Below are 23,259 nucleotides of genomic sequence, written 5' to 3'. Positions count from 1 at the left end.
ATGAGCCCGGGAAAGTGAGACGGCTGAATATAGTTAACGAGATGAAAAAGCTGGGAAAAGAGTACAGTAATATGGTCATGGTGGCATGACCATATTACTGGGGATCCCTCAGCCCACAGGGAGAGGGAATTGTCAGGTTTTCTCCCTCTCCCTGTGGGAGAGGGCCGGGGTGAGGGCATCACCCCGCACAATTACGAATACATCGCCGTAATCGACGCGCTCTCCAGCGAATGGAAATGCACATTAAACCCTACCATCGCGCCGCTCGCCCCTTCGTCGACCTCAATCTTCTCTACATCCAGCGCGTGAACCGTGAAGATATAGCGGTGCGTTTCCCCTTTTGGCGGCGCCGCGCCACCGTAACCGGCTTTCCCAAAATCGGTGCGCGTCTGAATGGCGCCTTCCGGCAGGGCGACCAGGTCGGAGCCGGAACCCTGCGGCAGAACGCGCGTATCGGCGGGCAGGTTGGCCACAACCCAGTGCCACCAGCCGGAGCCGGTTGGCGCATCCGGGTCGTAGCAGGTGACCACAAAGCTTTTGGTGCCCGCTGGCACATCGTCCCATGCCAGGTGCGGAGAGATATTATCTCCCTGATACCCCATCCCGTTGAAGACGTGGCGTTCAGGCAGTTTTTCGCCGTCACGCAGATCTTTACTGATGATTTTCATACGGTTTGCCCTCGTTATTCACTCGTTCAGGAAGTGTAACGCATAGGGTCAAATCGTGAAATGCGCCGGAATGTTAACGGCTTCAACCACCGCGGCGGTTAACGTGCGTAGCTGTTCAGCCGTGATGATATACGGTGGCATCAGGTAGATAAGTTTGCCGAAAGGCCGCACCCAGACCCCCCGCTCTACAAAGAAGCGCTGCAATGCCGCCATATTCACCGGATGGGTGGTCTCAATCACGCCGATGGCACCCAGCACGCGCACGTCCGCCACGAAATTCGCCCCCGAGGCGGCACTGAGCTCTTCTTTCAGCTGCGCCTCAATCGCCGCAACCTGCGTTTGCCACTCGCCGTTTTGCAGGATCGCGAGACTTTCGTTTGCCACCGCGCAGGCCAGCGGATTGCCCATAAAGGTCGGGCCATGCATAAAGCAGCCCGCTTCGCCATCGCTGATGGTGTCGGCCACCTGGCGGGTAGTGAGGGTGGCGGAGAGCGTCATGGTGCCGCCGGTCAGCGCTTTCCCCAGGCACAGGATATCCGGTGTGATATCCGCATGTTCGCAGGCAAACAGCTTACCCGTGCGGCCAAATCCGGTGGCGATCTCATCGGCAATCAGCAGGATGCCCTCGTGGTCACACATTTTACGAATGCGTTTTAACCACTCGGGATGGTACATGCGCATCCCACCAGCACCCTGAACAATCGGTTCGAGGATCACGGCGGCAATCTCATGACGGTGGGCAGCCATCAGCCGCGCAAAGCCGACCATGTCCATTTCATTCCACTCGCCGTCAAAACGGCTCTGCGGGGCCGGGGCAAACAGGTTTTCCGGCAGGTACCCCTTCCACAGGCTGTGCATGGAGTTATCCGGATCGCACACCGACATCGCGCCAAAGGTATCGCCGTGGTAGCCGTTGCGGAAGGTCAGGAATCGCTGACGGGATTCCCCCCTGGCATGCCAGTACTGCAGCGCCATTTTCATCGCCACTTCCACCGCCACCGAGCCGGAGTCGGCAAGGAACACGCACTCCAGCGCATCGGGCGTCATCGCCACCAGACGACGGCAGAGATCAACCGCCGGTTGATGGGTAATGCCGCCAAACATCACGTGCGACATCTGCTCAATCTGCGCTTTCATCGCGGCATTCAGACGCGGGTGGTTGTACCCGTGAATGGCCGCCCACCAGGATGACATACCGTCAACAAGCGGCTCGCCGCTGGCAAGGTGCAGTTCGCAGCCGTGGGCCGAGGCCACCGGGTAGACCGGAAGCGGGCGGGTCATGGAGGTGTAAGGGTGCCAGATATGCTGCTGGTCGAAGGCGAGATCGTCCTGGGTCATAATCGACTTGTAAACCATTTTGAAAAGTTTTAGGTTTACGAGTATAAACCGAACCGAAAATTAACAAAACCCTTTGGAGAAGCCCCATGGCTCACCACGCACGCTGGACGATGTCGCAAGTCACTGAATTATTCAATAAACCTTTCCTGGAGCTGATGTTCGAAGCCCAACAGGTGCATCGTCAGCACTTCGATCCGCGCCATGTTCAGGTCAGTACGCTGCTGTCGATCAAGACCGGTGCCTGCCCGGAAGATTGCAAATATTGCCCGCAGAGCGCGCGCTATAAAACCGGGCTGGAATCCGAACGTCTGATGGAAGTGGAGCAGGTGCTCGACTCCGCGCGTAAGGCGAAAAACGCGGGCTCTACCCGTTTCTGCATGGGGGCGGCATGGAAAAACCCACACGATCGTGACATGCCGTATCTGGAGCAGATGGTGAAAGGGGTCAAAGAGATGGGGCTGGAAGCCTGTATGACCCTCGGCACGCTGAACGAAGAGCAGGCGCAGCGCCTGTCTGCTGCAGGGCTGGATTATTACAACCACAACCTTGACACCTCACCAGAGTTTTACGGCAACATCATCACCACCCGTACCTATCAGGAGCGTCTGGATACGCTGGACAAAGTGCGCGAAGCGGGCATCAAAGTGTGCTCGGGCGGGATTGTGGGGCTGGGCGAAACGGTGAAAGATCGCGCAGGTCTGCTGCTGCAACTGGCGAACCTGCCGACCCCGCCGGAAAGCGTGCCAATCAACATGCTGGTGAAGGTCAAAGGCACGCCGCTGGCGGATAACGAGGATGTCGATGCGTTTGATTTTATCCGCACCATCGCGGTCGCGCGCATCATGATGCCAACCTCATACGTCCGCCTTTCTGCCGGTCGCGAACAGATGAACGAGCAGACGCAGGCGATGTGCTTTATGGCTGGCGCTAACTCCATCTTCTACGGCTGCAAGCTGCTGACCACGCCGAACCCGGAAGAGGACAAAGACGTCCAGCTGTTCCGCAAGCTGGGGCTGAACCCGCATCAGACCGAGGTGCTGGCGGGAGATAACGAGCAACAGCAGCAGCTGGAGCAGCAGATTTTCAACGCCGATACCGAACAGTTCTACAACGCGGCATCCGTATGACCTGGCAGGCTCGTATTCAATCCGCGCTGGAAGAGCGCCGGGCGCGGGATGCTTTTCGCGTTCGCAGGGTAGTGGAAAACGGTGCAGGCCGTTTTCTGACCCACGCCCGGCGGCAGTACTGTAATTTTTCCAGCAATGATTATCTCGGCCTGAGCCAGCATCCGGCGATTGTCCGCGCCTGGCAGCAGGGAGCGGAACACTACGGCGTGGGCAGCGGCGGTTCGGGGCACGTCAGCGGCTATACAACAGCGCATCAGGGGCTGGAAGAGACGCTTGCCGACTGGCTGGGCTATCCGCGCGCGCTGCTGTTCATCTCCGGCTTTGCCGCCAATCAGGCGGTGATTGCCGCGCTGATGGGCAAGGACGATCGTATCACCGCGGACCGTTTAAGCCACGCCTCTTTGCTGGAGGCGGCGAGTCTCAGCCCGGCACAGCTGCGGCGCTTTGCCCACAACGATGCGCTTTCGCTCGCCACGCTGCTGGATAAACCCTGTGCCGGACAACAGCTGGTGGTGACGGAAGGGGTCTTTAGCATGGATGGCGACAGCGCGCCGCTTCGTGCGCTGTCTGACGTTGCGAAACAGCAAAACGCCTGGCTGCTGGTGGATGATGCCCACGGTATTGGCGTGATGGGTGAGGACGGTCGCGGTAGCGCCAGTCAGCAGGGCGTGAAGCCGGAACTGCTGATCGTCACCTTTGGCAAAGGCGTTGGCGTGAGCGGGGCCGCCGTGCTGTGCAGCGAGTCCGTCGCCGATTATCTGCTGCAGTTCGCCCGACATCTGATTTACAGCACCAGTATGCCGCCTGCGCAGGCGGTGGCGCTCTCTGCCTCGCTGGAGGTGATCCGCGTTGAAGAGGGGGCTGAACGGCGCGCGCGTCTGGCAGAACATATTCAGCGTTTCCGTCAGGGTCTGGATCGGCTTCCTTTCCAAAGCACCGATTCGCAGAGCGCCATCCAGCCCGTTATCGTGGGGGAAAACAACCGTGCGCTCGCGCTGGCACAGACGCTGCGCGAACGGGGAATGTGGGTCACGGCCATCCGTCCGCCCACCGTGCCGCCGGGTACGGCGCGTCTGCGTTTGACGCTGACGGCGGCGCACAAAGCAGAAGATATCGATGCGCTGCTGGAGGCTCTCCATGTCGCCAGTCAATAAACAGGCCATTGCGGCGGCGTTTGGCCGTGCTGCACGCAGTTATTCTCAGCATGATGAGCTTCAGCGTCAGAGCGCTCAGGGGCTGCTTGAGCTACTCGGTGCGCGTCGTTTCCCGTACGTACTGGATGCCGGATGCGGCCCCGGCGGCAACAGCCGCTACTGGCGCGACGCCGGAAGCCACGTCACCGCACTCGATCTCTCTGAGCAGATGCTGGACGAGGCGCGACAGCAACAGGCGGCTGACCGCTATCTGACTGGCGATATTGAGTCGCTTCCGCTGCCGGATGCGCAGTTCGATCTGGTGTGGAGTCACCTGGCGGTACAGTGGTGCAGTAGCCTTTCGCAGGCGTTAAACGAGCTGTATCGCGTGGCGCGTCCGGGCGGAAAGGTGGCCTTTACCACCCTGCTGGAAAGCTCGCTGCCCGAGCTGAATCAGGCATGGAAAGCGGTAGACGAACAGCCGCACGCCAACCGCTTTTTAGCGTATGACCAGGTGACGGACGCGCTGACGGGCTGGCGCTATCAAAGCCAGGTGCAGACCATCACGCTGAACTTTAGCGATGCGTTCAGCGCCATGCGCTCGCTGAAGGGCATTGGCGCTACGCATCTGCATGCCGGGCGCGAGAGAAAACCGCTCACGCGCGGGCAGTTGCAGCGCCTGGAGCTGGCCTGGCCGCAGCGGCGGGGCACTTTCCCGCTCTCTTATCAACTCTTTCATGGGATTATCGAACGTGACTGAACGTTATTTTGTCACTGGAACGGATACCGAAGTGGGTAAAACGGTGGCCAGTTCCGCGCTGTTGCAGGCGGCTCGTCTGCAGGGCAAAACCACCGCCGGGTACAAGCCCGTCGCCTCCGGAAGTGAGATGACGGCACAGGGGTTACGCAACACCGACGCGCTGGCGCTGCAGCGTAACAGCACGCTGCCGCTGGACTATGCGGCGGTGAATCCTTATACCTTTGCCGAGCCGACGTCGCCGCACATTATCAGCGCCGACGAAGGCCGCCCCATCGCGTTTTCCGTGCTCTCGGACGGCCTGCGCGCACTGGAACGCCAGGCTAACTGGGTACTGGTGGAAGGCGCAGGGGGCTGGTTTACGCCGCTGTCGGACGAACTGACGTTTGCGGACTGGGTCCAGCGCGAGCAGCTTCCGGTGATCCTCGTGGTCGGGGTGAAGCTCGGCTGTATCAACCACGCCATGTTAACGGCACAGGCCGTTCAGCAGGCCGGGCTGCGTCTGGCGGGCTGGATAGCCAACGACGTGGTCGCACCCGGTAAGCGTCATCAGGAGTATCTGGCCACGCTCAGGCGAGTGCTTCCTGCGCCGTTCCTTGGGGAGATCCCATGGCTTGCGGACGGTGCTGAGCACGCCGACACCGGACATTACCTCGACCTCAGTGCCTTGCTTCCCGCGACATCCAGTGGGCAATAAGCTCGTCATCCAGCTCGGTAACGTGGCCCTGGGCCACGTTACGCCCGCGATACAACATACAGAAGCGATCCACTACCCGGCGGATAAACGACAGTTGCTGCTCGGCTAATAACACCGTCATCCCCAGCTCACGATTAAGCCTCGCCAGCAGATGGCCCAGCTTCTGAGCAAAGCTGTACCCTGCGCCCTGCAGTGGCTCATCCAGAATCAATACCCGCGGTCGGTTGACCAGCGCGTTAGCCAGCGCCAGCTGATACTGATCGTCCGGGGAGAGCCCGTTCGCCCGAATCTGTCGCAGCGCCCACAGCTGCGGGAACAGGTCATAGACATCGCTTTTTGCGCGTGTGTCCGTTGCCCCTGTCGCCCGCATGGCGATGTGCAAGTTTTCCTCAATGGTCAGTTGCGAAAAAATCCGTCGGTCCTGTGGCACGTAGCCAATCCCCGGCAGCGCGCGTTGATCCGGTGCCTGACGCAGTAAATCACAGGGTGGGGCACCGGCTTCGTGCCAGACGATGGTTCCGCTCTGCACCGGTAACGCGCCGGTGATGCAGTTGATGAGGGTGGTTTTTCCCATGCCGGGCAGGCCAATCACCCCTGTGCATAAGCCCTGCGGTAAATCCAAATCGACATTCCATAGCGTATGTTGGTTTCCGTAAAACTGATTGACTGCACGCAGACTCAACATCTTTCTCTCCTTAAAAATGTATGTGGGTGAGGCTCGTTAATGAAGCTGCAAATCTCCTGCCAGAACCGTTGAACTGATTAAAAAAGAGACTTTTTTAGGATAATGCCGTCGCAAAACGACCGATCGATAAGCGGATTGCACTGTCTCAGTGCCAGAACTGTTAGCGGTGGTGCAGGGACTGAAATGGCTGAATTGTGAGCAAGATCTCATTGGTTGGTTATGTATAACGCAACGGTTGATTGGCAAAAATTAGCGATAAAAATTTTTTGTCACCGCCTCGTGGGAAAAACCGGGAATTTGCTGAGCGGCAGTCTGTATGGGCTGGACGCAGTTATCCACTATTCCTGTGGATAACCATGTGCATTAGAGTTAGAAAACACGCGATAAGCGAGAGAAGACGCGGGTTACGCCCAAATTGACGCGAAACGCGGCTCTGGAAAATATCCTTTAAGATTTAACTGGTTAGATAAAATCAATTGCCGTCATAAAAGTGTCACCGGTTGCCATAAAACTACCATTACCTGGCTTGACAAATGTTAAAAATGAAAATGTTCTGGGGATAACCGGGTAGGGCTGGTGTTTTATGTCGTCTCAGTCGAAATTTTGACCGGGAATACGCTAATCCTTCGGGTGCTATGCTAAATATCGTGACACGCTACTGGTTTTACATCCAGTGTTTTTTACTGGCATTCCTGGCCACAACGAGTAAAATTACTCACCTGCCGCTTTTTACATCACCAGGTTGTCGCCGATGAGTAAACCGTTCAAACTGAATTCTGCTTTCCGTCCTTCTGGCGACCAGCCTGAGGCGATCCGTCGTCTTGAAGAGGGGCTGGAAGATGGGCTGGCACACCAGACGCTGCTGGGGGTGACCGGTTCGGGTAAAACCTTCACCATCGCCAACGTCATTGCGGATCTGCAACGCCCCACCATGGTGCTGGCGCCCAACAAAACGCTGGCGGCGCAGCTGTATGGCGAGATGAAAGAGTTCTTCCCGGAGAATGCCGTCGAGTATTTCGTCTCGTATTACGATTACTACCAGCCAGAAGCCTATGTGCCGAGCTCTGACACCTTCATCGAGAAAGATGCCTCGGTGAACGAACACATTGAGCAGATGCGTCTCTCGGCGACGAAGGCGCTGCTGGAACGTCGTGATGTGGTGGTGGTCGCGTCGGTGTCTGCCATCTACGGTCTGGGCGACCCGGATCTTTACCTCAAGATGATGCTGCACCTGACGCAGGGGATGATCATCGATCAGCGTGCGATTTTGCGCCGACTGGCGGAGTTGCAGTACACCCGTAACGACCAGGCGTTCCAGCGCGGTACGTTCCGCGTACGCGGCGAGGTTATCGACATCTTCCCGGCGGAATCGGACGACATTGCCCTGCGCGTTGAGCTGTTTGACGAAGAGGTGGAACGCCTGTCGCTGTTCGACCCGCTCACCGGCCACGTCGAGTCCGTTATTCAGCGTTACACCATCTACCCGAAAACGCACTACGTAACGCCACGCGAGCGTATTGTGCAGGCGATGGAAGAGATCAAAGAGGAGCTGGCGGAACGCCGTAAGGTGTTGCTGGCGAACAATAAGCTGCTGGAAGAGCAACGCCTGAGCCAGCGTACCCAGTTCGATCTGGAGATGATGAACGAGCTGGGCTACTGCTCCGGCATCGAAAACTACTCCCGTTTCCTCTCTGGCCGTGGGCCGGGCGAGCCGCCGCCGACGTTGTTTGACTACCTTCCGGCGGACGGGTTACTGGTGATCGACGAATCCCACGTCACGATCCCGCAGATCGGCGGGATGTATCGCGGTGACCGCGCGCGTAAAGAGACGCTGGTGGAATACGGCTTCCGCCTGCCGTCGGCGCTGGACAACCGTCCGATGAAGTTTGAAGAGTTTGAAGCGCTGGCACCGCAAACCATTTACGTTTCGGCGACGCCGGGCAACTACGAGCTGGAGAAATCGGGCGATGAGGTGGTTGACCAGGTGGTTCGTCCGACAGGGCTGCTGGATCCGGTGATCGAAGTCCGTCCGGTTGCGACTCAGGTGGACGATCTGCTCTCCGAGATCCGCGCCCGTTCGGCAATCAACGAGCGCGTGCTGGTCACCACGTTGACCAAACGTATGGCGGAAGACCTGACCGAATATCTGGAAGAACACGGCGAGAAGGTGCGTTATCTGCACTCGGATATCGATACCGTGGAGCGTATGGAAATTATCCGCGACCTGCGTCTGGGCGAGTTTGACGTGCTGGTGGGGATCAACCTGTTGCGAGAGGGTCTGGATATGCCGGAAGTCTCGCTGGTGGCAATCCTCGACGCTGACAAAGAGGGCTTCCTGCGTTCTGAGCGCTCGCTGATCCAGACCATTGGCCGCGCCGCGCGTAACGTCAACGGTAAAGCGATTCTCTACGGCGATAAAATCACCCCGTCGATGGCGAAAGCGATTGGCGAAACGGAACGCCGTCGCGAGAAACAGCAGCGCTACAACGAAGAGCATGGCATTACGCCGCAGGGTCTGAACAAGAAGGTGGTGGATATTCTGGCGCTGGGTCAGAACATTGCGAAGACCAAAGCGAAAGGACGCGGCAAGGCGCGTTCCGTGGTGGAGGAAGATACCGTCGCGCTGACGCCGAAAGCGCTGCAGCAGAAAATCCACGAGCTGGAAGCGCAGATGATGCAGCACGCCCAGAACCTGGAGTTCGAAGAGGCAGCGCAAATTCGCGACCAGCTGCATCAGCTGCGGGATCTTTTCATCGCCGCATCTTAGGTAAAGCAGCGTGTTTTCGCCCTCTCCCGGTGGGAGAGGGCCAGGATGAGGGCATCAGGCCGCACAAAACGAGCCTAACCCAACTCCTGAATCGCCTTCTCCAGCGCGTCACGCAACAAGTGACGGTCATGACGGTATTTGATATCGCTGGCCTCCAGCGGCTCCTGCACCACCACGCGATCGCCAATACCCGTTACATCCACTTTCGGCCCGACCACAACACCGTCGATGATTTTTTTACCGACGTACTGCTCCATCAGCTCCAGTTTATCCGCCAGCGACAGGCTGGCCGCTGCCGGACTCAATTCGCGGCCTAAATTACCGATGTACACCATCGGGGCGGGCGTTCTGCGCAGAGCCTGCGCCAGCTCTTTCACCAGTAAAATCGGCATCAGGCTGGTGTAAAAACTGCCCGGGCCAATCAGGATCAAATCCGCCTCGGCGATGGCCTCAACTGCTTCGCGCGTGGCGGGAACGGCCGGGTAAGTCATCAGCTCTTTCGGCGGCAGCGTAAGCTGATCAATATTTACTTCGCCGTACACTTCATGGCCTTCCACGTCGATGGCCATCAAATCGACCGGTTGTTCAGACATCGGGATCAGGAACGCATCCACTTTGAGCAGATTGCGGATGAGATTGATCGCTTCCAGCGGGCGCACGCTCAGGTGATCCAGCGCTTTAAGCATCAAATTTCCAAGGTTATGCCCGGAAAGTTCCCCGTTACCGCCAAAACGGTACTCAAACATCGCCGAGGCGACGCTCGGTTCGGTAATTAACTGGTTCAGGCAGTTACGCATATCGCCCCAGGCAATGCCGCCTTCTGCGCGTCGGATCCGCCCCGTCGATCCGCCGTTATCCGTTGTTGTTACTATCCCTGTCAGTCTTGAGCCAAGGGATGACAAAGAGGACATCACCCGGCCCAGACCATGGCCTCCACCTAGTGCCACCACCCGGTCAAGATCCGCAAAAGTGCGATTGCGCATACATATTCCTTATCACGTTCGATCTGCGTCACAGTAACCTAACTACCCCTAAAAGACGATGCTTCAGCCAGGGCAAAATGACGTATATCAATGCGAATCTGCTGTTTTGGCGTATTCTGTAACGAAAATGCACGATCAGGTCGCTATATACATGTTTATATAGCGTTAGGCGGTAATGGCGAAAGGGTGATTTACGCGCTACTATCGCCATAACCACGTTTTCAAATTTGAAAACATACACTCTAGCCCTGGTGCCTGTGTCGAAAGATATGGCGCCCTGGCCGTGGCAACTATGCCACCAGGGTACAGAAAGAAATGACTGTGCCTCCCGTATCTGGAAAGGTGTACATGGCTTCACAACTTACTGATGCTTTCGCGCGTAAGTTTTACTACTTACGTCTGTCGATTACCGATGTGTGCAACTTCCGTTGCACCTACTGTCTGCCCGACGGCTACAAACCGGGCAGCGTCACCAATAACGGCTTTCTCTCCGTGGATGAAGTTCGCCGCGTTACGCGCGCGTTCTCGGCACTCGGCACGGAAAAAGTGCGTCTGACCGGCGGAGAACCTTCGCTGCGCCGTGACTTCCCCGACATTATTGCCGCCGTGCGTGAAAACGAACGCATCCGTCAGATTGCGGTGACCACCAATGGCTACCGCATGGCGCGCGATGTCGCAACCTGGCGTGATGCGGGCTTAACGGCCATTAACGTCAGCGTGGACAGCCTGGATGCCCGTCAGTTTCATGCCATTACCGGCCAGGATAAATTCCAGCAGGTGATGGACGGTATTGATGCTGCGTTTACCGCCGGGTTCGATAAGGTCAAAGTCAACACCGTGCTGATGCGTGATGTAAACCATCATCAGCTGGACACCTTCCTGGCGTGGATCAAATCCCGCCCCATTCAACTGCGGTTTATTGAACTCATGGAGACGGGCGAGGGCAGCGAGCTGTTCCGCCGCCACCATATCTCCGGCATGGTGTTGCGCGATGAGCTGCTTAAACGCGGCTGGATCCACCAGATCCGCCAGCGCAGCGACGGCCCGGCGCAGGTCTTTTGTCACCCGGATTACGAAGGGGAGATTGGACTTATCATGCCTTACGAGAAAGATTTCTGCGCCAGCTGTAACCGCCTGCGCGTCTCCTCGGTGGGCAAACTGCATCTGTGTCTGTTCGGGGATGGCGGCGTTAACCTTCGCGATCTGCTGGAAGACGATGCGCAACAGGCCGCGCTGGAAGCGCGTATTTCTGAGGCGCTGACGCATAAAAAACAGACCCACTTCCTGCATCAGGGCAACACCGGCATTACTCAGAACCTGTCATACATTGGCGGGTAATCAGGCTTAAGAAGGAACCAGAAGATGAGTCAGGTCAGCGCGGAATTTATCCCGACACGTATTGCCATCCTTACCGTTTCCGACCGTCGTGGCGAAGAGGATGACACCTCCGGCCACTGGCTGCGCGAAGCCGCCCATGACGCCGGGCATAAGATCGTCGATAAAGCGATCGTCAAAGAGAACCGCTATGCCATACGCGCGCAGGTCTCCCAGTGGATTGCCAGCGATGAAGTGCAGGTGGTGTTGATCACCGGCGGCACCGGTTTTACCGCAGGCGACCAGGCGCCAGAGGCGCTTATCCCGCTGTTTGACCGCGAGGTAGAAGGCTTCGGCGAAGTGTTCCGCATGCTGTCGTTTGAAGAGATTGGTACCTCGACGCTGCAGTCACGTGCGGTGGCGGGCATGGCGAACAACACACTGATATTCGCCATGCCGGGCTCGACCAAAGCATGCCGCACCGCGTGGGACAACATTATCGCCCCGCAGCTGGATGCCCGTACCCGTCCGTGTAATTTTCATCCCCATTTAAAGAAATAAGCTATGTCGCAACTGACCCACATTAATGCCGCTGGCGAAGCGCATATGGTGGACGTTTCTGCCAAGGCCGAAACGGTCCGCGAGGCGCGTGCCGAAGCGTTCGTTACCATGCTGCCAGACACCCTGGCGATGATTATCGACGGTAGCCACCATAAGGGTGATGTCTTTGCCACTGCCCGCATCGCCGGGATCCAGGCGGCGAAACGCACCTGGGACTTAATTCCGCTCTGCCACCCGCTGATGCTCAGCAAGGTGGAGGTCAATCTTCAGGCCCAGCCAGAGCACAACCGCGTGCGCATCGAATCGCTGTGTCGTTTAACCGGTAAAACGGGCGTGGAGATGGAAGCGCTGACGGCGGCGTCCGTTGCCGCGCTGACTATCTACGATATGTGCAAAGCGGTGCAGAAAAATATGGTGATTGGCCCGGTTCGTCTGCTGGCGAAAAGCGGCGGCAAATCCGGTGATTTTAAGGTGGACAGCCATGATTAAGGTGCTCTTTTTTGCCCAGGTGCGTGAACTGGTGAATACCGACAGCCTGACGCTGGAAGCGACGTTTAAAGACGTTGCCGCACTGCGTGCGCATCTGGCGGCGCAAAGCGACCGTTGGGCGCTGGCGCTGGATGAAGGGAAGCTGCTGGCCGCCGTCAACCAGACGCTGGTGGAGTTTACCCATCCGCTGGCGGCAGGTGATGAAGTGGCCTTCTTCCCACCGGTGACGGGGGGTTAAGATGGCTGATACGCGAATTCTGGTTGGCCCTGAGCGCTTTAACGTCGGTACGGAATATCACTGGCTGGCAGAGCGCGATGAAGACGGTGCTGTTGTGACCTTCACCGGTAAAGTGCGTAACCACAACCTTGGCGACAGCGTAAAAGCGCTGACGCTGGAACACTATCCGGGCATGACCGAGAAATCTCTGGCTGCGATCGTCGAAGAGGCGCGAGGCCGCTGGCCGCTCGGGCGCGTGACGGTTATCCACCGCATCGGTGAGATGTGGCCGGGCGAGGAGATTGTTTTCGTGGGGGTGACCAGCGCCCATCGCGGCAGCGCGTTTGCCGCCGGGGAGTTCATCATGGATTACCTGAAAACCAAAGCCCCGTTCTGGAAACGTGAAGCGACGCCGGAGGGGGAGCGGTGGGTTGAATCGCGCGACAGCGACAAACAGGCCGCCAGCCGTTGGTAACAGGTTTATGTGGATGTGTTAGTCTTAACGTGTGTGTCTACTTAATCAGGAGTGAATCATGGACCGATTTCCGCGTTCCGATTCGATAGTACAGCAGACCCGTAGTGGCCTGCAGACGTATATGGCTCAGGTTTATGGCTGGATGACGGTGGGCTTACTGCTTACCGCATTTATCGCGTGGTATGCGGCCAATACCCCTGAACTGATGATGTTTATCTTTTCCAGCAAAATCACCTTCTTTGGGCTGATCATTGCGCAACTGGCACTGGTGTTTGTGCTCTCCGGTCTGGTACAGAAGCTGAGTGCCGGGATGGCGACCACCCTGTTTATGCTCTATTCGGCACTGACGGGGCTGACGCTTTCCAGCATTTTCATCGTCTATACCTACTCCTCTATTGCCAGCACCTTTGTGGTCACCGGCGGGATGTTTGGTGTGATGAGCCTGTACGGTTACACCACCAAACGTGACCTCAGCGGTCTTGGCAACATGCTGTTCATGGGGCTGATCGGGATTGTGCTGGCGTCGCTGGTGAACCTGTGGCTGAAGAGCGACGCGCTGATGTGGGCGGTGACCTATATCGGGGTGGTGATTTTCGTTGGCTTAACCGCCTACGACACCCAGAAGCTGAAAAACATCGGCGAGCAGATTGACGTGCGTGACAGTTCCAACCTGCGGAAATACTCAATTCTGGGTGCCCTGACGCTGTATCTGGACTTCATCAACCTGTTCCTGATGCTGCTGCGTATTTTCGGCAACCGTCGTTAAATACTGCCCCTCACCCTAACGGTGCGTTTTTTCTCCCTCTCCCTGTGGGAGAGGGCCGGGGTGAGGGCATCAGACCGCTGCGCCTATTTTGCCATCGCCTTCTCGTTCTTCGCTCTCAGCTTCTTCGCCCGGCTCTCAAGCACCAGATAACAGACCGTTGCCAGCGCCAGCGGCAGGAAGTAATAGAGCATGCGGTAGGCGAGCAGGGCGGCGATAATCGTCCCATGAGAAACATGTTCTCCGGCAAGCAGGGCGATAAATACCGCTTCCAGCACTCCAATCCCGGCCGGAATATGTACGATCACCCCGGCAATACTGCTCACCAGCAGCACCCCCAGCACGAAGAAATAATTCACATCTTCGCCAATGAGCAGCCAGATAATTGCCCCCATCGCCATCCAGTTGGCGCTGGAGACCGCCATCTGCAGCACGGCAAATTTCCATGAGGGTAAAACCAGCTTTTGCCCTTTGATGGTCATATGGCGGCGTCTGGCAAAGGCGCAGGCCCAGAGATACAGGGCGATAATGAGCAGGAGCGCGAAACCCAAAATCCGCAGCGTGGCTTCATCGATATACCAGTGTGCGGGCAACTGCACCACGCCGATGGTAAAGATCACCCCACCCAGCAGAATATAACCCAGCCAATTGGTAGTGATGCTCAGCGAAAATATACGCGTGATGGTCCCACCGGGCAGTCCCAGGCGCGAGTACAGGCGATAGCGCATGCCAATCCCCCCGACCCAGGTGCTGAGCGTCAGGTTAAAGGCGTAGCAGATAAACGACACCAGCATGACCTGGCGTTTTGCCAGCTTGTGGCCGCAGTAGGCGCGGCCCAGCAGGTCATAGCAGCCGTACATCAGATAGCTCACAATCACCAGCCCAACCGCTCCCAGCAGCACCATCCGGTTGTAGTTGCGGATGACTTTCCACACCTCTTCCCAGTCCACCTTTTGCGCGTAAACCACCAGCAGCACCGCAACGGCAATAAAAAACAGCCAGGTCAGGATCTTTTTCGCCATTCGCCAGCGTGGATGCGATTTAGACATCAGGTTTTCCCTCCATCTTCCGCCTCAATGCGGTCCTGGGTTTCCATCTCGGGTTGAACAGGCGGATCCACCAGCGCAAGTTTTGGGGTATGTGCCGGCAGCCAGCCCACCATCGCCGGGAAATGGCGCAGGAAGTGGAACACCACTACGCTGATCCCCAGATTCCACCAGGTGCGTTTTGGCACCATGGACTCGTCCACGCGCACGCAGTCGTTGACGATCAGACCCTGCAGGTTATCCCGCAGGGTCTGGTTAAACTGGCGATCGTGAATGATCAGGTTCGCTTCCAGGTTAAGCGACAGGCTCAGCGGATCGAGGTTACTGGAGCCGACGGTCGCCCAGTGATCGTCCATCAGCGCGACTTTGCCGTGCAGCGGTCGGCGACGGTATTCGTAGATCTGCACTCCGCCTTTGAGCAGGTAGTTATAGAGCAGCCGCGCGCCGACTTTGACGATGGGCATATCCGGCTCGCCCTGCACAATCAGCTTCACGCGGACGCCGCGTCGGGCAGCACTGCGCATGGCGTGCAGCAGCCGGTAGCCCGGGAAGAAGTAGGCGTTGGCGATGATCACTTCGCGTTTGGCATTCGCCAGCATTTTCAGGTAGTGGCGCTCAATATCGTCCCGGTGCTCGCCGTTATCCCGCCAGACGAACAGCGCCTGCGCTTCGCCGGGCTTCCGGTTCTCTTCCGGACGATGGCGGCGCTTCCACCAGCGTCGGGCGGCCTCTTTGCCGGGTAAGTTTTCCAGTTCAAACAGCAAAATGTCCTGAACCACAGGCCCTTCGATGCGGATGGCGTAATCCTGCTTGGCCTCCGGGCCGTAGTCAGACATATGCTCGGCGGAGTAGTTAATGCCACCGACAAACGCCACCGTCTCATCAACGACAACGATTTTGCGGTGCATCCGGCGAAAGAGATTGGTACGCATACCGAACAGGCGAGGGCCGGGATCGTAGTAGCGGAACACAACGCCTGCAGCAGTAAGCTCATTCACGAACGCATCGCTAAGATCGGGCGAGCCATAGCCATCCAGCAGCGCTTCAATTTTGACGCCGCGCTGGGCGGCGCGCAGCAGCACGCTGTGCAACTGTTTGCCCACATCATCTTCAAACCAGATAAAGGTCTCGAGGATCACTTTATGCTGCGCGCGGTCTATCGCGTCAAAAACGGCCGGGTAGTACTGATCGCCATTTTCCAGCAGCGTGATCCGGTTGCCTTCCTGCCAGGTACATTTCATAAGTGGATCTCCGCGCTCAGCGGGGCATGGTCGGAAAGGTGGCGCCAGTTAAGCAACGCCAGCGCGGTCGGGCTGCTGGCATGGGCGTTTTTCACATAAATGCGGTCAAGCCTCAGCAACGGGAAGCGCACCGGAAACGTGCGCGCAGGTCTGCCGTGCGCGCGGGTGAAAATCTCCTCCAGCCCGGCCTCCACCTTCAGAGGGTGGTTAGCCCGCTGCCGCCAGTCGTTGAAATCCCCGGCAATGACCACCGGCTCTCCTTCGGGCAGGGCGTTAGTCCACTCGGCCAGCATCTGCAGCTGTGCCTGGCGATGCGCTTCCCGCAGACCGAGATGCACACAGCCAACGTGCACCGGAAAATCGAGATCCGGCGGGGCGATACGGCAATACAGCAGCCCACGCTTTTCGCTTTCGCCGACGGAGACGTCCCGGTTCTCGTAATGTTCAATGGGATAACGCGACAACACCGCATTTCCGTGATGCCCTTCAGGATAGACCGCATTGCGGCCGTAAGCGTAATCACTCCACATGGTGTCGGCCAGAAATTCGTAGTGGGGCGTGTCGGGCCAGTTTTCGAAGTGCATCGGATGGACCTCGTGCGCGCCCATCACTTCCTGCAGGCAGACAATGTCCGCGCTGACGGTGCGAACCGCGTCGCGCAGCTCCGGTAAAATGAAGCGGCGATTAAATGCTGTGAAGCCTTTATGAATGTTTATCGTCAGCACTTTAAGCGAGAAATGCTGCATTTTTTTGGTCATAAGCTCCTTCCTGAGTGACTATCCCGATGAAAATAAAGTGTAGTCGTCGTCACAAAAAGATGCGGTGTTACGGAATTTTCCGTAAAGTGCGGTAGTCTGATTAAGCAGAGAAAAATCCTTCAGGAGAGAAGCCATGAAGTGGCAACAACGTGTTCGTGTCGCAACGGGTCTAAGTTGCTGGCAGATAATGTTGCATTTACTGGTCGTGGCCGTACTGGTGATGGGCTGGATGAGCGGCACGCTGGTGCGTGTTGGCTTAGGACTATGCGTCCTCTATGGCGTCACCGTGCTGTCGATGTTGTTCCTGCAGCGCCATCATGAAGCGCGCTGGCGCGAGGTGGGTGATGTGCTCGAAGAGCTCACCACCACCTGGTACTTTGGTGCCGCAATGATTGTGCTGTGGCTGCTGTCCCGCGTGCTGCAAAACAACCTGCTGCTGGCGCTGGCCGGTCTGGCCATTCTTGCAGGGCCTGCGGTGGTCTCTTTGCTGGCCAAAGAGAAAAAGCTACGCAATGTTGCGTCTAAACATCGCGTACGCCACTGACCCCGTCGTGGCCGCTATGACCAGTAGCGGCCACAAACTTCCCCAGATAATATCCAGACTCGCATCCTTCAGATAAATTTGCTTGGTGATATCCGTAAAGTGACGAATCGGGTTTATCCACGTCAGATCCTGTAACCACACCGGCATATTCTCAACCGGCGAAACATACCCGGAGAGCAGGATGGCCGGCATCATAAAGACAAACACGCCAATAAACGCCTGCTGCTGCGTGGAGCAGAGCGCGGAAATCAGCAGGCCAAACCCGACCAGCGACAGCCCGTAGATCACCATCGTGAAGTAGAACAGCGCCAGCGACCCGGCGAACGGGATCTGGTAGGCCCAGATCCCCACACCCAGCACGATGGTGGCCTGGAACGTGGCAACAATCAGGGCGGGAACTGCTTTACCGACGAAGATTTGCCAGGTCGCCAGCGGGGAGACCAGCAGCTGATCGAGCGTACCTTGCTCGCGTTCGCGGGCGACGGACAGGGAGGTGACGATCATCACCCCAATGGTGGTGATCATGGCGATCAGCGACGGCACCACAAACCATTTGTAGTCGAGGTTTGGGTTGTACCAGTTACGTACCACCAGCTCGCTGTTGTTGGGCTTCGGTTTCCCCTCCATCAACTCCTGCTGATAATCCTTCACCACCTGTTGCAGATAATTCGCGGCAATCTGCGCGCTGTTGGAGTTACGCCCGTCGAGGATCAACTGCATGGGCGCGGGCTGGAAGGTGTCCAGATTACGGGAAAAATCAGCCGGAAAACGCACCAGCAGCAGCGCTTTCTGGGTATCGATGGTGGGCTGGATCGCCTGTGGGCTTTTCAGCAGCAGGATATGGGTAAAAGCCTTCGCCCGGGCAAAGCGCTGGGTCAGCTCGACGGAATGTTTACCGTTGTCTTCGTTGTAAATCGCGATGGTGGCGTTGGTCACCTCAAGCGTGGCGGCAAAAGGGAACAGAAACACCTGGATGAGCACCGGCAACACCAGAATGGCGCGGGTTTGCGGCTCGCGCAGCAGCGATTGCAGCTCTTTGCGTATTAACGTCCATAAACGGTGAAACATGTTCGCTCCTTAATCCAGACGCCGTTTGGTTTTCATCCACGTCAGCCCAATAAACATCGCCGCCGACGCCAGCAAAAACAGGGTATTGATAATCAGCACTACCGGAATATTCCCCGCCAGGAACAGGCTTTGCAGCGTGCTGACGAAATAGCGCGCCGGAATTATGTAGGTCACGGCACGGATCACCGCGGGCATGCTGTCTATCTGGAAGATAAACCCGGACAGCATAATCGACGGTAAAAAGGCGGCGTTCAGCGCCACCTGCGCGGCGTTAAACTGGTTGCGGGTGACGGTGGAGATGAGCAGCCCCATGCCCAACGTGCTCAGCAGGAACAGGCTGGTAATGAAAAAGAGCAGCACCAGTGAGCCGCGGTACGGCACCCCGAGGATAAACACCGAGACCAGCATACAGAGCAGCATCGCCAGCATGCCGAGGAAGTAGTAGGGGATAAGCTTACAGAGCAGCAGCTCAAGGCGCGTCACTTCGGTTGAAAGCAGCGCCTCCATGGTGCCGCGCTCCCACTCGCGGGCAATCACCAGCGAGGTCAGGATTGCGCCAATCACCGTCATAATGATGGTGACCGCACCCGGGATAATAAAATGCTGGCTGATGGCGGCAGGGTTAAACCAGTAGCGCATCTGTACGTCGATCAGCGGGTCGAACGTTTCGCCCCGGTCTTCGGCGCGCTGCATCTGCCAGAGCTGCCAGATCCCCTCCACGTAGCCCTGGACAAAGTTGGCGGTATTCGGCTCGCTGCCGTCAGTGATCACCTGGATCGGTGCAGCGGTATCTGCCCGCGCCATGTTGGCGGCGAAATCGACCGGGATCACCACCAGACCGCGGATCTTCCCGGCCTGCATCTTCTGAATCAACTCCTGCCGGTTGTCGCTGATGGTGGCGTCAATGTAGGGCGAGCCGGTCATGGCGTGGGTGAAGTCCAGAGCCTCTTCGCTCTGCTGCTCCAGTAAAATGCCAACCCGCAGTTTGCTGGAGTCGAGGTTGATCCCGTAGCCGAAGATAAACAGCAGCAGAAGCGGGATAACCACCGCAATCAGCCAGCTGCTGGGGTCACGCACGATCTGACGCGTCTCTTTGATGCACAGCGCGCGCACCCGGCGCCAGGAAATCGCCTTATTGCGCATCGGCATTCTCCTTATCCCAGTCGTGGATGAGGGTGATAAAGGCCTGCTCCATGGTCGGGTCCGGTACCTCGTTGTCTGCGGCCTGGGCTTTCAGGTCATCCGGCGTGCCGTGGGCAATCAGCTTGCCGCGATAGACCAGCCCGATGCGGTCGCAATACTCCGCCTCGTCCATAAAGTGGGTGGTTACCATCACCGTTACCCCTTTCTCCACCATGCTGTTGATGTGCAGCCAGAACTCGCGGCGGGTAAGGGGATCAACACCTGACGTGGGTTCATCCAGAAACAGAATATCGGGCTCGTGCATCAGCGAACAGGCCAGCGCCAGCCGCTGTTTGAAGCCAAGGGGCAGCTCATCCGTGGCGTGGGAAGCGATAGCTGTCAGGCCAAACGCCTCGCTCATGCGGTGGATTTTCTCGTCCTGGGCGCGCCCTCGCAGGCCGTAAACGCCGGAGAAAAAGCGCAGGTTCTGCTCGACCGTCAGATTGCCGTACAGCGAGAACTTCTGCGCCATATACCCCAGATGCTGACGCGCCTTGCCGGAGCTGACTTTCAAATCCATATCCAGTACCAGCGCTTTGCCGGACGTAGGCACCAGCAGGCCACACATCATCTTAAAGGTGGTGGATTTCCCCGCGCCGTTTGGCCCGAGCAGGCCAAAAATTTCACCGCGCTTCACCGCGAAATTGACGTTATCGGTGGCGGCGAAATCACCGAATTTTTTGGTCAGGGATTTGGCTTCGATCACCGTCTCACCCGGCGTACCTTCCACCGTGTGCAGGATCGCCCCGAGCGGCGATTCCGAAGTACCCGCTCCGCCCAGCAGATCGATAAACGCGTCCTCAAAGCGGGGAGCCGTCTCTTCCATCTCAATGTCAGGCATGCCCGGCGCGTGACGAATATCCGCTTCGGTCGCCTCTTTGGTCAGGATCACGCGCACCGAACGGCCCTGAATCATCCCGTCGCTGACCTGGGGCAGCTTCAGCACCCGTTGCAGCAGTTTGCGGTTCGACTCCTGCGGGCTGTGCATCAGGAAACTGCGTCCGGCCATGCTTTGGGTCAGCTTCGTCGGTTCTCCCTGATAAAGCAGCTCGCCTTCGTTCATCAGCAGCACATCGCGACACTGCTCGGCTTCATCCAGATAGGAGGTGCTCCAGAGGATCAGCATTCCGTCACCGGCCAGCTCGTGCACCATCTGCCACAATTCGCGGCGTGAAATGGGGTCCACGCCCACGCCGGGCTCATCCAGCAGCAGCACTTTCGGCTCGCCGACCAGCGTACAGGCCAGCCCCAGCTTTTGCTTCATCCCGCCGGAGAGCTTACCCGCCAGACGATCGGTGAAGGGACCGAGGGAGGTGAAGGACAGCAGACGGGCGAAAGTCTGCTGGCGGGTTTCACCGGTCACGCTGCGCAGATCGGCGTACAGATTAAGGTTCTCCATCACCGTCAGGTCTTCATAGAGACCAAACTTCTGCGGCATATAGCCGAGCATGGCGTGGAGTGCACCGTCATCTTTAATCGGATCGAGCCCGAGCACGCTGGCCGCCCCTTCATCGGGCTTAAGCAGGCCTGCCAGCATCCGCATCAACGTGGTTTTGCCTGCGCCGTCCGGGCCAACCAGCCCGGTTACATAGCCTTTCTGGATGGTACAGTTCAGCGGCGCGACGGCCGGTTTTTCCATGCCCGCGAAGCGTTTGACCAGATTGTCGAGCCGGATAACCGCGTCATTCATGTCGTTCCCCGCTGTTCACTTTTACGGTGACTGGCATGCCCTGGCGCAACGCGTCGTCCGCATCGGTGACGATGATGCGCAGGCGATACACCAGGTCGGTACGCAGATCCGGCGTTTCCACCGTTTTTGGCGTGAACTCAGCGGTGGGCGAAACAAAGCCCACTTTGCCGTGATATGGCTTATCGGGACGACCGTCGGTATAGAGCAACAGTTCGCGACCCGGCTGCATCTGGCCGAGGTTTGGTTCATCAATGTAGGCGCGCACCCATACCGGACGGGTGAGCGACAGGGTTAAAACGGTGCTTCCGGCGTTGAGCATGCTGCCGGGCTCCACGGCGCGGGTCATCAGCGTGCCGTCAGACGGTGCCACCAGCGTGGTGTCATGCAGATCGAGTTCCGCCTGGGCCAGCTGGGCCTGCGCCTGTTCAAGGCTGGCTTTGGCCTGGGCGATATCCTGCGGGCGGTTACCGGTGTGGTACTGACTCAGTTTGTCCTGTGCGGATTTCAGCGTTGCCTGAGCCTGATCGCGTGATGAACGGGCGTTTTCCAGATCGTTGGCCGAAATAGTGCGGCTTTTCCACAGCCCCTGCTGGCGGGCATAGAAATTCTGCGCATAGTCATAGGCTGCCTGCGCCTGTTTGACTGCGGCAGCAGCCTGGGCAATCTCTTCGTCACGATAACCGGCCAGCATCAGATCATATTGCGCCTGGGCGACGGAAACCCCGGCTTTTGCCTGCATTAACGCGTTCTCGTAGGGCGCTTTATCAAGCATCCCCAGCGTCTGCCCGGTTTTGATGGTGTCGCCCTCATCCACGTTAAGCGACGCCAGCCGCCCCCCGACGCGGAAGCTCATGTTCACGGTGCGAATATCAACGTTACCGTACAGCGTCAGGCCGCGATCCTGATGGCTTTTATACCACAGCCAGCCACCGACGCCTGCGGCAAGCAAAACAACAACCACCAGAATGATGGCGACAGGTTTTTTCATGACTTCAGGCTCCTTTGCGTTAAGCCTTGCAGGATCAGATCCAGATGACAGGTGATAACCTGGCTAATCTGCGCGGCTTTATCCTCATCAAATTGTGTCCAGCCGGTGCGTAACAGAATCGTTTCTCGCCCCAGACGGAAGGCCAGAATCTCACCCAGCAGGGCGTGGGTATGCAAAATCGTAGCGGTATCGTTGGCGTCTTGCCCGGTATAGGCCGCAATCAGCCGGGTCAGGTGCGTGTGCATCGGGGCAATCACCTGGTCATGCACCAGCTGGTAGGCGGCAGTGGGGAAGAGCTGTTCACGGGAGATAAATCGACTCAGGTTCAGCGTGTCGTCGTGCGTCAGCAGGCGGATCATGTTGTGGCAGGCGTTGAGGATCAGCTGGCGGATAGCGTTACGATTGGGCGACGGCTGGCTGAGCAGCGCGGTGGCTTCCTCCACGTGCGGGTGAAACTGCGTGCCAATAAAATCGGCGATCCACTGGGCACAGGCGAGGTATAAATCCTCTTTTGAGCCAAAATAGTAGGGGATAGCCGCAATGTTTTGCCCGGCCTGCGCCGCGATATCCCGGGTGGTGGCGTGCAAGCCATACTCACCAAACTGCGCCAGCGCGGCAGCAATAAGCTGGCTTTTAGCCTGTTCGCCTTTAGAAGTTGTCGGGGTTGTATTCATAGCGGCATTAAAAATTAATCAATCGATTGATTAAGATTATGCCTGATTAGCGAAATCGTCGAGGGAAGGTGGAGGGATATTTTATGCGCCACGT

Annotated in this window: 24 protein-coding genes and 1 riboswitch; of the genes, 12 read left to right on the top strand and 12 right to left on the bottom strand. The window is 57.7% G+C overall.

Annotated elements, in window-relative coordinates; genetic code table 11:
• Nucleotides 1-191 precede the first annotated feature (191 nt).
• Complete coding sequence (locus tag PUZ33_RS20815; protein WP_013097504.1) at nt 192-668, bottom strand: kinase inhibitor; 477 nt, start codon at nt 666-668, stop codon at nt 192-194.
• Between the two features lie 48 nt (nt 669-716).
• A complete protein-coding gene (gene bioA / locus PUZ33_RS20810) occupies nt 717-2,024 on the bottom strand; it encodes an adenosylmethionine--8-amino-7-oxononanoate transaminase (RefSeq protein ID WP_058680908.1) in 1,308 nt (435 codons plus the stop codon).
• A gap of 68 nt (nt 2,025-2,092) precedes the next feature.
• Between bioA and bioB the strand changes: the two genes are divergently transcribed.
• Genes bioB through bioD form a run of 4 tightly spaced genes read left to right on the top strand, consistent with a single transcriptional unit; the run spans nt 2,093 to nt 5,720 of the window.
• Nucleotides 2,093-3,133 (top strand): biotin synthase BioB, encoded by a 1,041-nt coding sequence (gene bioB, locus PUZ33_RS20805; RefSeq protein WP_014831141.1) that lies wholly within the window; start codon nt 2,093-2,095, stop codon nt 3,131-3,133.
• Entirely contained in the window at nt 3,130-4,287 is a 1,158-nt protein-coding gene (gene bioF, locus PUZ33_RS20800; protein ID WP_058680907.1) for an 8-amino-7-oxononanoate synthase, read from the top strand. Before bioB ends, bioF begins: the two co-directional genes overlap by 4 nt.
• Nucleotides 4,271-5,026: a malonyl-ACP O-methyltransferase BioC gene (gene bioC / locus PUZ33_RS20795; protein WP_058680906.1), complete on the top strand. Its 756-nt coding sequence runs from the start codon at nt 4,271-4,273 to the stop codon at nt 5,024-5,026. The genes bioF and bioC overlap by 17 nt, the downstream gene beginning before the upstream one ends.
• Nucleotides 5,019-5,720: a dethiobiotin synthase gene (gene bioD / locus PUZ33_RS20790; protein WP_072203627.1), complete on the top strand. Its 702-nt coding sequence runs from the start codon at nt 5,019-5,021 to the stop codon at nt 5,718-5,720. Before bioC ends, bioD begins: the two co-directional genes overlap by 8 nt.
• Here the strand turns inward: bioD and PUZ33_RS20785 are convergent.
• A complete protein-coding gene (locus tag PUZ33_RS20785) occupies nt 5,683-6,405 on the bottom strand; it encodes an ABC transporter ATP-binding protein (RefSeq protein ID WP_013097498.1) in 723 nt (240 codons plus the stop codon). The genes bioD and PUZ33_RS20785 overlap by 38 nt on opposite strands.
• A 751-nt stretch (nt 6,406-7,156) precedes the next feature.
• Between PUZ33_RS20785 and uvrB the strand changes: the two genes are divergently transcribed.
• The gene (gene uvrB, locus PUZ33_RS20780; protein ID WP_013097496.1) at nt 7,157-9,172 is read left to right on the top strand and encodes an excinuclease ABC subunit UvrB; all 2,016 of its coding nucleotides are present in this window, start codon (nt 7,157-7,159) and stop codon (nt 9,170-9,172) included.
• A gap of 74 nt (nt 9,173-9,246) precedes the next feature.
• Here the strand turns inward: uvrB and yvcK are convergent, their stop codons facing one another.
• Nucleotides 9,247-10,155, bottom strand: a complete 909-nt coding sequence (yvcK, locus tag PUZ33_RS20775; RefSeq protein ID WP_013097495.1) for a uridine diphosphate-N-acetylglucosamine-binding protein YvcK — start codon at nt 10,153-10,155, stop codon at nt 9,247-9,249.
• 226 nt (nt 10,156-10,381) lie between these two features.
• A riboswitch (molybdenum cofactor riboswitch) is annotated at nt 10,382-10,516 on the top strand.
• Here yvcK and moaA point away from each other — a divergent pair.
• From moaA to PUZ33_RS20745, 6 genes are all read left to right on the top strand, one after another.
• A complete protein-coding gene (gene moaA, locus PUZ33_RS20770) occupies nt 10,504-11,493 on the top strand; it encodes a GTP 3',8-cyclase MoaA (protein WP_058680904.1) in 990 nt (329 codons plus the stop codon). It overlaps the preceding riboswitch by 13 nt.
• A gap of 24 nt (nt 11,494-11,517) precedes the next feature.
• On the top strand, nt 11,518-12,030 hold the full coding sequence (gene moaB / locus PUZ33_RS20765; protein ID WP_013097493.1) for a molybdenum cofactor biosynthesis protein B: 513 nt from the start codon (nt 11,518-11,520) through the stop codon (nt 12,028-12,030).
• Nucleotides 12,031-12,033: 3 nt separating this feature from the next.
• The gene (moaC, locus tag PUZ33_RS20760) at nt 12,034-12,519 is read left to right on the top strand and encodes a cyclic pyranopterin monophosphate synthase MoaC (protein WP_058680903.1); all 486 of its coding nucleotides are present in this window, start codon (nt 12,034-12,036) and stop codon (nt 12,517-12,519) included.
• Nucleotides 12,512-12,757 (top strand): molybdopterin synthase sulfur carrier subunit, encoded by a 246-nt coding sequence (gene moaD, locus PUZ33_RS20755; protein ID WP_013097491.1) that lies wholly within the window; start codon nt 12,512-12,514, stop codon nt 12,755-12,757. Before moaC ends, moaD begins: the two co-directional genes overlap by 8 nt.
• A gap of 1 nt (nt 12,758) precedes the next feature.
• Complete coding sequence (moaE, locus tag PUZ33_RS20750) at nt 12,759-13,211, top strand: molybdopterin synthase catalytic subunit MoaE (protein ID WP_046888731.1); 453 nt, start codon at nt 12,759-12,761, stop codon at nt 13,209-13,211.
• Nucleotides 13,212-13,269: 58 nt separating this feature from the next.
• Nucleotides 13,270-13,977, top strand: coding sequence for a Bax inhibitor-1/YccA family protein (locus tag PUZ33_RS20745; RefSeq protein ID WP_014831151.1), 708 nt, complete (start codon nt 13,270-13,272; stop codon nt 13,975-13,977).
• 83 nt (nt 13,978-14,060) lie between these two features.
• Here PUZ33_RS20745 and PUZ33_RS20740 read toward each other — a convergent pair whose 3' ends face one another.
• From PUZ33_RS20740 to PUZ33_RS20730, 3 genes are read right to left on the bottom strand one after another with little or no spacing between them, the layout of a single operon-like run.
• Entirely contained in the window at nt 14,061-15,023 is a 963-nt protein-coding gene (locus PUZ33_RS20740) for a lysylphosphatidylglycerol synthase domain-containing protein (RefSeq protein ID WP_013097488.1), read from the bottom strand.
• Complete coding sequence (gene clsB / locus PUZ33_RS20735; protein WP_058680902.1) at nt 15,023-16,261, bottom strand: cardiolipin synthase ClsB; 1,239 nt, start codon at nt 16,259-16,261, stop codon at nt 15,023-15,025. The genes PUZ33_RS20740 and clsB overlap by 1 nt, the downstream gene beginning before the upstream one ends.
• Complete coding sequence (locus PUZ33_RS20730) at nt 16,258-17,019, bottom strand: endonuclease/exonuclease/phosphatase family protein (protein ID WP_013097486.1); 762 nt, start codon at nt 17,017-17,019, stop codon at nt 16,258-16,260. The genes clsB and PUZ33_RS20730 overlap by 4 nt, the downstream gene beginning before the upstream one ends.
• A 133-nt stretch (nt 17,020-17,152) precedes the next feature.
• Between PUZ33_RS20730 and PUZ33_RS20725 the strand changes: the two genes are divergently transcribed.
• On the top strand, nt 17,153-17,563 hold the full coding sequence (locus tag PUZ33_RS20725) for a YbhQ family protein (RefSeq protein WP_014831155.1): 411 nt from the start codon (nt 17,153-17,155) through the stop codon (nt 17,561-17,563).
• On the opposite strand, the gene PUZ33_RS20720 is transcribed toward PUZ33_RS20725, so the two are convergent.
• The 5 genes from PUZ33_RS20720 to cecR are packed head-to-tail and all read right to left on the bottom strand — an operon-like array spanning nt 17,525 to nt 23,165.
• A complete protein-coding gene (locus PUZ33_RS20720; RefSeq protein WP_014831156.1) occupies nt 17,525-18,631 on the bottom strand; it encodes an ABC transporter permease in 1,107 nt (368 codons plus the stop codon). The genes PUZ33_RS20725 and PUZ33_RS20720 overlap by 39 nt on opposite strands.
• A gap of 9 nt (nt 18,632-18,640) precedes the next feature.
• Nucleotides 18,641-19,774 (bottom strand): ABC transporter permease, encoded by a 1,134-nt coding sequence (locus tag PUZ33_RS20715; RefSeq protein WP_058680901.1) that lies wholly within the window; start codon nt 19,772-19,774, stop codon nt 18,641-18,643.
• On the bottom strand, nt 19,764-21,503 hold the full coding sequence (locus tag PUZ33_RS20710; protein WP_058680900.1) for an ATP-binding cassette domain-containing protein: 1,740 nt from the start codon (nt 21,501-21,503) through the stop codon (nt 19,764-19,766). The genes PUZ33_RS20715 and PUZ33_RS20710 overlap by 11 nt, the downstream gene beginning before the upstream one ends.
• Nucleotides 21,496-22,491 (bottom strand): secretion protein HlyD, encoded by a 996-nt coding sequence (gene hlyD / locus PUZ33_RS20705; protein ID WP_038984989.1) that lies wholly within the window; start codon nt 22,489-22,491, stop codon nt 21,496-21,498. The genes PUZ33_RS20710 and hlyD overlap by 8 nt, the downstream gene beginning before the upstream one ends.
• Entirely contained in the window at nt 22,488-23,165 is a 678-nt protein-coding gene (gene cecR / locus PUZ33_RS20700) for a transcriptional regulator CecR (RefSeq protein WP_058680899.1), read from the bottom strand. The genes hlyD and cecR overlap by 4 nt, the downstream gene beginning before the upstream one ends.
• Nucleotides 23,166-23,259: the final 94 nt, after the last annotated feature.

Source organism: Enterobacter cloacae complex sp. 2022EL-00981, from assembly GCF_028737495.1.
Classification (GTDB): domain Bacteria; phylum Pseudomonadota; class Gammaproteobacteria; order Enterobacterales; family Enterobacteriaceae; genus Enterobacter; species Enterobacter cloacae.
This window is presented reverse-complemented; position numbering and strand designations above follow the sequence as displayed.